General features: G+C 71.8%; 7 protein-coding genes. 2 read left to right on the plus strand and 5 right to left on the minus strand.

Features of this window, described 5'->3' with window-relative positions:
- A partial coding sequence (locus E1291_RS37085) for an MFS transporter (RefSeq protein WP_242614615.1) occupies positions 1–625 on the minus strand: 625 nt, incomplete at its 3' end.
- Positions 626–641: 16 nt separating this feature from the next.
- The gene (locus E1291_RS37090) at positions 642–1223 is read right to left on the minus strand and encodes a helix-turn-helix domain-containing protein (RefSeq protein ID WP_131742725.1); all 582 of its coding nucleotides are present in this window, start codon (positions 1221–1223) and stop codon (positions 642–644) included.
- A 49-nt stretch (positions 1224–1272) separates the two neighbouring features.
- Between E1291_RS37090 and E1291_RS37095 the strand changes: the two genes are divergently transcribed.
- Positions 1273–2292 carry a transcriptional regulator gene (locus E1291_RS37095; RefSeq protein ID WP_131742726.1) on the plus strand — a complete coding sequence of 340 codons (1020 nt, stop codon included), beginning with the start codon at positions 1273–1275 and terminating at the stop codon, positions 2290–2292.
- On the opposite strand, the gene E1291_RS37100 is transcribed toward E1291_RS37095, so the two are convergent.
- Positions 2267–3733, minus strand: a complete 1467-nt coding sequence (locus E1291_RS37100) for a WS/DGAT/MGAT family O-acyltransferase (RefSeq protein ID WP_131742727.1) — start codon at positions 3731–3733, stop codon at positions 2267–2269. The genes E1291_RS37095 and E1291_RS37100 overlap by 26 nt on opposite strands.
- A 245-nt stretch (positions 3734–3978) precedes the next feature.
- Here E1291_RS37100 and E1291_RS37105 point away from each other — a divergent pair, with 245 nt between their 5' ends.
- The gene (locus E1291_RS37105; protein ID WP_131742728.1) at positions 3979–4656 is read left to right on the plus strand and encodes a uracil-DNA glycosylase; all 678 of its coding nucleotides are present in this window, start codon (positions 3979–3981) and stop codon (positions 4654–4656) included.
- A 60-nt stretch (positions 4657–4716) separates the two neighbouring features.
- Here the strand turns inward: E1291_RS37105 and E1291_RS37110 are convergent, their stop codons facing one another.
- Positions 4717–5790 carry a hypothetical protein gene (locus tag E1291_RS37110; RefSeq protein ID WP_165495477.1) on the minus strand — a complete coding sequence of 358 codons (1074 nt, stop codon included), beginning with the start codon at positions 5788–5790 and terminating at the stop codon, positions 4717–4719.
- Between the two features lie 285 nt (positions 5791–6075).
- Positions 6076–7113: an XRE family transcriptional regulator gene (locus E1291_RS37115; protein WP_131742730.1), complete on the minus strand. Its 1038-nt coding sequence runs from the start codon at positions 7111–7113 to the stop codon at positions 6076–6078.
- Positions 7114–7198 lie beyond the last annotated feature (85 nt).

Here is a 7198-nt window from a genome sequence, read left to right on the forward strand (position 1 = left end):
GGCGCGCGGCGCCGGGCGCGTCCCGCAGCACCGCCAGGGCGAGCACGCCGACCAGCGCGCCGAGCGCGGCGGCCGACCCGAACGCGGTCCCCCAGCCGGGCCCGTGCAGCAGCGCGACCAGCGGGACGGCGCTGAGCACCTGGCCGAGCTGCCCGAGCAGCCCGGTCAGCTGGGTGACGACGGGGATCCGCCGGCCGGGGAACCACGCCCCGACGATGGCCAGCACGCTGATGAACGTCATGGCGTCGCCCGCGCCGACCAGGACGCGCGCGGCGACGGCCGTGCCGACCCCGGTGGCCGCGGCCATCAGCGCCTGTCCCGCCGCCATCAGCAGCGCGCCGCCGGAGATCGTCCAGCGCGGGCCGATCCGGTCGAGCAGCAGCCCGACGGGGATCTGCAGGGCCGCGTAGACCAGCAGCTGCAGGACGGTGAAGGAGGCGAGCATCCCGGCGGAGGCGTCGAAGCGGTGCACGGCGTCGAGGCCGGCGACGCCGAAGGACGTGCGGTGCAGGACCGCCGCGACGTAGGCGAGCACGCCCACCGACCACAGGATCCACGCGATCGGGGCGGCGCCCGGCTCCGTCCGGCTCTTCAGGGTGTTCTGGGAGGTTTGGGCGGTCTGCACGAAATAAAACTTTAGGTCACGGTTTCCGAACCCGCGGTCCCGTGCGCATGTGGACCCGCTCACCCTGCGGCCCGGCGAGGCTCAGCACCTCCGCCGTCCCGCCCGCGCCGCCGAGCCAGTGCGGGCGCCGGGTATCGAACTCCGCGCCCTCCCCGGCGCGCAGCAGCAGCTCCCGCTCGTCCAGGCGCAGCCGCAGCCGCCCGTCCAGAACCATCATCCAGACGTAGCCCTCGTGGCTGCGCGGCTCCGGCTCGGCCTCGACCGGCGGGATCAGCGTCTTGTACGCCCGCACCCCGCCCGGCCGCCGGGCCAGCGGCACCACGACCCGCCGCCCCACCCGGCTCGGCCGCAGCCGGAGCCGCTCGTCGCCCACCGGCGGCGCGCCGACCAGCTCGTCCAGCGGAACCTGGTACGCCTCCGCCAGCGGCAGCAGCAGCTCCAGCCCCGGCCGCCGCTTGCCCGACTCCAGCCGCGACAGCGCGCTCACCGAGATCCCGGTCACCTCGGCCAGCCGCGTCAACGTCACACCGCGCCGGTGCCGCAGCCGGCGCAACCGCGCCCCGACGCCCGCGACCACGTCCTCCGTCGCCTCGCTCATGAACCCATACAACCCGACCCGGACCGGACATCGCCCTAGGGTTGCGGTCATGCGGGCCGATGAACGGGAGTGGCGGGACGGGCGGGCGGCGCTGACCGCGGGACGCGACCGGCTGGGACGCGAGGCGAGCGCCCTCTACCGCGGCGTCCCCCGCGTCGCCGGGACGGCCCTGCTCTGCCGGGACGGATGGGTCCCGCCGGAACCGGTCCCCCTGGAGGACCTCCGGCTGGAATGGGACGACCGCCCCGTCCCCCCGGTCGTCGCCGACCCCCGCAACGGCCTGCCCGAGGGCTACCGGACGTACGCCGAGGCGATGGCGGCCCTCGCGCCGCCCGCGGTGTTCGAGGACCGGCCGAGCTACCGGCTGCTCCACGCCGCCCCGCCCGTCCTGCGGCTCGGCCCCGCCCGCTACTTCGACGGCGTGAACCTCGGCGAGGCCGTCGCGCACGAGCTGGCCGCCCGCGCGCACGGCCTCCCGCTGCGGACCCGCGTCGGCGACCCCTGCGACCTGCACCGCCGCACCGCGCTGCCCGCGATCACGACGCTCACGGTCACCGCGTCCGGCTCCTACGCGCTGCACTGGCGCGACCCGGCGAAGGTCGCGCACGCCGGGGGCCTGTACCAGGTCATGCCGGTCGGGGTCTTCCAGCCGCTGACCGGCGGGCACCGCGACCTCGACCCGTGGCGGTGCATGGTCCGCGAGTACGCCGAGGAGCTCCTCGGCGGGGACGAGGACTACGGCGCCGGGTTCGTCCAGGACGACTGGCCGTTCCACCGCGAGCTGACCGCCGCCCGCCGCGACGGCGAGCTGCGCGCCTGGTTCCTCGGCCTCGGCGTCGACCCGCTGACGCTCGCCCTCGACCTGCTCACCGCGGTCGTCGTCCAGGACGACGCGTTCGAACGCCTGTTCGGTGGCCTCGTCGAGGTCAACGCCGAGGGCACCGTGACGATGGCGCCGTTCGGGGGCACCGTGCCCGGTCCCATGCAGCCCGCCGGCGCCGCCGCGCTGGAGCTCGCCCGGCGGCACCGGGACGCGCTCGGGATCAGCTCGCCGGCGCGTTCTCGCTGAGCGCGGTCAGCTCGTCGAGCGCGTCCACGAGGTGGTCGACGAGCTCCGCCGGGTCCGGGATGAGGTCACGGCACGCCACGATGCCGATGTTCATCTTCCCGTCGTAGGAGAACACGGTGATGTTCAGGCCGCCGCTGAGGTCGGTCACCACCGACACCGGGTAGTAGCGCAGCACCCGCGCCCCGCACAGGAACAGCGGGAACTGCGGGCCCGGCACGTTCGAGACGACCAGGTTGACCGGACGCAGCGGGAGCGCCGGCGCCGCCCACAGCGCCAGCCGGGCCGCCGGGCCCGCCAGCGGCGCCGGGACCAGGCCCGCCACCTCCCGCACCCACCGTCCCGAGGACGCGAGGAACCGCCGCTTGACCTGGCCCATGTCGCGCCGCACCGCCGCGAAGCGCGCCGCCGGGTCGGCCTCGTGCGTCGCCAGCGGCGCCGTCATCATCGACACCCGGTTGCCCTCGTCCCCGTCCGGGCCGCCGCGCCGCAGCGACACCGGGACCCCCGCGACGAGCGGGCCGTCCGGCAGCTCCCCCCGCTTGTCGAGCCACTGCCGCAGCGCCGTCGCGCACAGCGCCATGACCACGTCGTTCACGCTGCCGCCCAGCGACCGCCCGATCCGCTTGATCTCCGCCAGCGGCAGCTCGCCGACGGCCACCGCCCGATGCCGGCCGATCGGCAGGTTGAACGGCGTGAGCGGCGCGGTCAGCCGGGGCGCCGGCGGCAGCGGCGGCAGCGGCCGCCGTCCCAGCACGCCCTGCGCGAACGACGCCACCCGCGCGGCCCCCGGAATCGACGAGAGCCCCGGCACCTCGTCCAGGTACGGGGCGATGCGCGCGACCGACAGCACCGCCCGGACGGGATGCGCCACGGTCCTCAGCAGCCCCGCGCTCACCATGTCCGCCGTCTCCGGGGCACGCGCCGGGACGCTCTCGTCGGCGGGCAGCTCGCGGGCCTCGGGCGACAGGTCCAGCAGCGCGGCCAGCGTCTCGGCGGCCAGCACCCCGTCCACGGCCGCGTGGTGCACCTTCACGTACAGCCCGGTCCGGCCGCCCGCCAGGCCCTGGATCAGGGTCATCTCCCACAGCGGCCGGGACCGGTCGAGCGGCCGCTCGTGCAGCTCCGCGACCACGTCCATCAGCTGACGGTCGCTCCCAGGCGAGGGCAGCGAGACCTCCGTCACGTGCCGCGCCGGGTCGAAGTCCGGGTCGTCCTCCCAGTACGGCCGGTCGAGGTCCAGCGGCACCCGGACGAGCCGCTGCCGCAGTGGACGCGGCGCCAGATGGGCCCGCGCGCGCACCAGCTCGGCCACCCGCTCCGGGGTCAGCCGCCCGCCGGGGCACCCCGTCGCGTCGAGCACGCCCAGGCCCGCGATGTGAGCGAGCACCCCGCCGCCCTCGGCGTACAGAAACGTCGCGTCCACGGTGGTCAGCTGGCTCATGCTCTCGTCCCCTCGTCCTGCGCTGTCCTTCTAGGAGGTATGCGGTCCCGGCCGGTAAAGCAACGAACCCGGAAGGAAGTAACGCCAACTTAACGGGACGTTTCACCCGGTTCATCTGCTGATTTCACGTGCTGCGGAGACCTTCCCCACACTTTCCGACTCCAAGCAGCCGGAAAACCGCACAAACCTGATCAGGGCCCGGTTCCGCCCTCGAACCACTGATCATCTCGTTAGGGTGGTGGGCCATGACGGCACGACCACTAGCGGAGATCGTCGAGTCCGGCTGGGCCACCGCGCTGGCCCCCGTCGCGGGCACGATCGCCGCCGCCGGCGACTGGCTCCGCGCCGAGGTGGCCGCGGGCCGCCGCTACCTCCCCGCGGGCCAGCACATCCTGCGCGCCTTCACCCAGCCCTTCGACGACGTCCGCGTCCTCATCGTCGGCCAGGACCCCTACCCCACGCCCGGCCACGCCGTCGGCCTCAGCTTCTCGGTCGCCCCGAACGTCCGCCCGATCCCGGGCAGCCTCATCAACATATTCCGCGAGTACGGCGACGACCTCGGCCACCCCCAGCCGTCCACCGGTGACCTCACCCCTTGGGCCGACCAGGGCGTCCTGCTCCTGAACCGCTCCCTCACCGTCATGCCGGGCAAACCCGGCTCACACCGCGGCAAGGGTTGGGAAGAGGTCACCGAACAGGCCATCCGCGCCCTCGTCGCCCGCGACCGTCCCCTCGTCGCCATCCTCTGGGGCCGCGACGCGCGCAACCTCAAGCCGCTCCTGGGCAGCACCCCCTGCATCGAGTCCGCCCACCCCAGCCCGATGTCCGCCGACCGGGGCTTCTTCGGCTCACGCCCCTTCAGCAAGGCCAACCACCTTCTGGCACAGCAGGGCGCACCCGAAGTCGACTGGAAGCTGCCTTAGCGCGGCGTCCATCTGGGGACCCGCCCCCAGGTGGAGACACCACGTCGAGGTGAGAAGGGTTCACCGTTCCCAGCGGACCGCGACCCCCAGACCCTGCGCGGTGTGCGCGGTACCGACCACCTCACCGTCATCGCCGATCGCCTTCGCCTCGCTCCAGGTGCCGCCCGGCAGCTGCGGCAGCGGCACGAGGCGCCAGCCGCTCTTCTCCCGCTCCCACAGGATCGCCTGGTAATCGTAGGAACGGTTCGTCACCGCGGAGCCGACGATGTCCGCCTCGTCGTTGACATCGTTCGCGTAGCTGGAGAAGTCACCACCGGGCAGCCCACCGAGGTCGGTCGGCACGGCGGCTCCGGGGCTCCACACGGTCGCGTGGACGGTGAGGCTCATGGGAAGAGCGTGACCGATCTGCGAATAGCCGACGACCAGGCCCTTGTCGTTGATGCCCACGGCGGAGCCGCGATGTTCGTCGTTGGGCAGGGGAGGCAGCACGACACCCGTGGTGCTTCCGTCGGCCCAGGTGAGGGGATAGTGATAGTGAGCTCCCTCCGCCCCCTCGGTGGTGACGCCGGTCACGACGCCGTGGTCGTTGATCCCGAAGGCCATGGTCGACTTCAGCGGGGAGTTCGTTCCGAGGTCGGAGCCGGTGCCGTCCGGCCGCCATCTCACCGCGTGGGATATCCCGTTGGGAATCCACGTGAAGCCGATCGCGTATCCCCTGTCGTTGATTCCGGTGGCCCGGCTGCCGCGCTGGCCGTTGAGGGCGTCGAGATCGGTGATGGTTCCGTCCGGAGCCCAGCGCACGGCATGATCGCTCCCATCGGCGGTGCGGGCCTCGCCGACGATGTAGCCGCGGTCGTTGATCGCTTCGGCGTGGCTGTAGTCACCGCCGGGGAGGGTACCGAGGTCGGTGATGCGCCCGTCGGGGTCCCACCGGACGGCGTGGTCGCCCCCCGTGGCCGTCTGGCTGGAACCGACGATGACACCTCGGTTGTTGATGTCGTACGCGCTGCTGTGGGTGCCACCGGGTAACTGGCCGAGGGAGACGATGTGCGGCCCGGACACGATGGCCGCACCCGCGTTCGCCTGTGGTCCGCTCATCGCCAGCGCAGCGGCGCCGAGCCCCGCAAGCAGCACCCTTTTCGATCTTCGAAGATCTCTCATGCGGCGATTACACCAATGACCGCAACAAATCACAACCAAGCGTCTGAGCGAGAATCGGCGTAACCGATATTCCGGACGGGGTCCGAAAATTTCGACCCGAACTGAAAGGCGAATGCGATGAACAGAAATCTTGAGGAATCACAGAAAGCAGGACAGGAGCGTTCCTGAACTGATTTCTCTTTTCTGGAACCGTCTGAAGGCGACGAATACGGCGACGCGCGGAGGCCCCGCCGAGCGCTCGGCGGGGCCTCGCGATGGTCAGAGGACGGCGGTGCGGGCCCGATGGGAGGTCAGTACCCGAAGCTCCCGCGCCTCCGGAAGCGTCCGCGCCTTCTCGGGCAACGCGTCGACGATCTGCCCGACCAGGCGGCGCCGCATGGTCCCTTTGGCGTCACCGTCCTCAAGAGCGGCGAGCGCATAAGCCAGACCATGGTCGATGTCGCGGTCCTTGACCAAGGTCAGCGCTCGCATGAGATGCAGGTTGGTCACCGCTCCCAGGGTTCCGGACGGATAGAGCGCCAGAGCCTGATCGAGCGCCGCTCCCGCACGCTGATCACCCAGCAGGGCCAGGACGTACGCCTCCGTCCACCACATGTTCTTTTCGCCCCAGCCGGAGCACACGACGTTTCCCGCCCCCGTCCCGGCCATCTTGCCCGTCACGGCCTTACAGTCGTTCAGAGCCGCATGGGCGGCCGTATCGTCCCCACGGGCCGCAGCCATGATGGCGGTCGTCGCATGAGCTCTGGCGAGCCCGTTCGAGGGCGCCTTACCGGCGCGATACTGGGCCTCCCCCACCAAGTCGGAGATGACACGATCCGACTTTCCCGCGTAGTTCGCCACCTGGGCCTGCCGACCTCGCACCCAGATCGCCAGGTTCCGGTCGCCCGAGGCGTCGGCCGAACGGCCCGCGGTGCTCCACGCGGTTTCGGCGACTCGCCACTCCCCGAGATCATCGAGTTCCACGGCCAGGAGTCCCGCGAGCCCGGCGCTCATTCGCAGCAGGCCGGTTCTCTCCGCGACCGCATGCGATCGCTTGAGGAGCCGCCCCACGGTGATGAAGTCGCCCGCCAGATCACCGATCATCGACCCCACGGGCCTCTGGTTCATCTGACGGGGGTATTCGTGGAGGATCCGTTCCCACTCGTCCAGGTCGAGCCGGTTGCCCAGGACGTCCTCGACCCCGGACAGAATGGTCTCGATGACGCCGGGGGGAATGGCCGTCCCGGCACCGATCGCGGTGAGGAGCTGGATCGCGGCGCGTCGCTTCACGTCGTCGTCCCCTTGAAGCTTTTTCATCCTTGGTGGATGCCTTCTGATCACAGCGTGATCGCAGGTTGCCAGTTCGGCTCATGACGTAGCGAAGCTCCTGGTAGACGGGTTG

The organism is Actinomadura roseirufa (assembly GCF_900659635.1).
Lineage (GTDB): Bacteria > Actinomycetota > Actinomycetes > Streptosporangiales > Streptosporangiaceae > Spirillospora > Spirillospora roseirufa.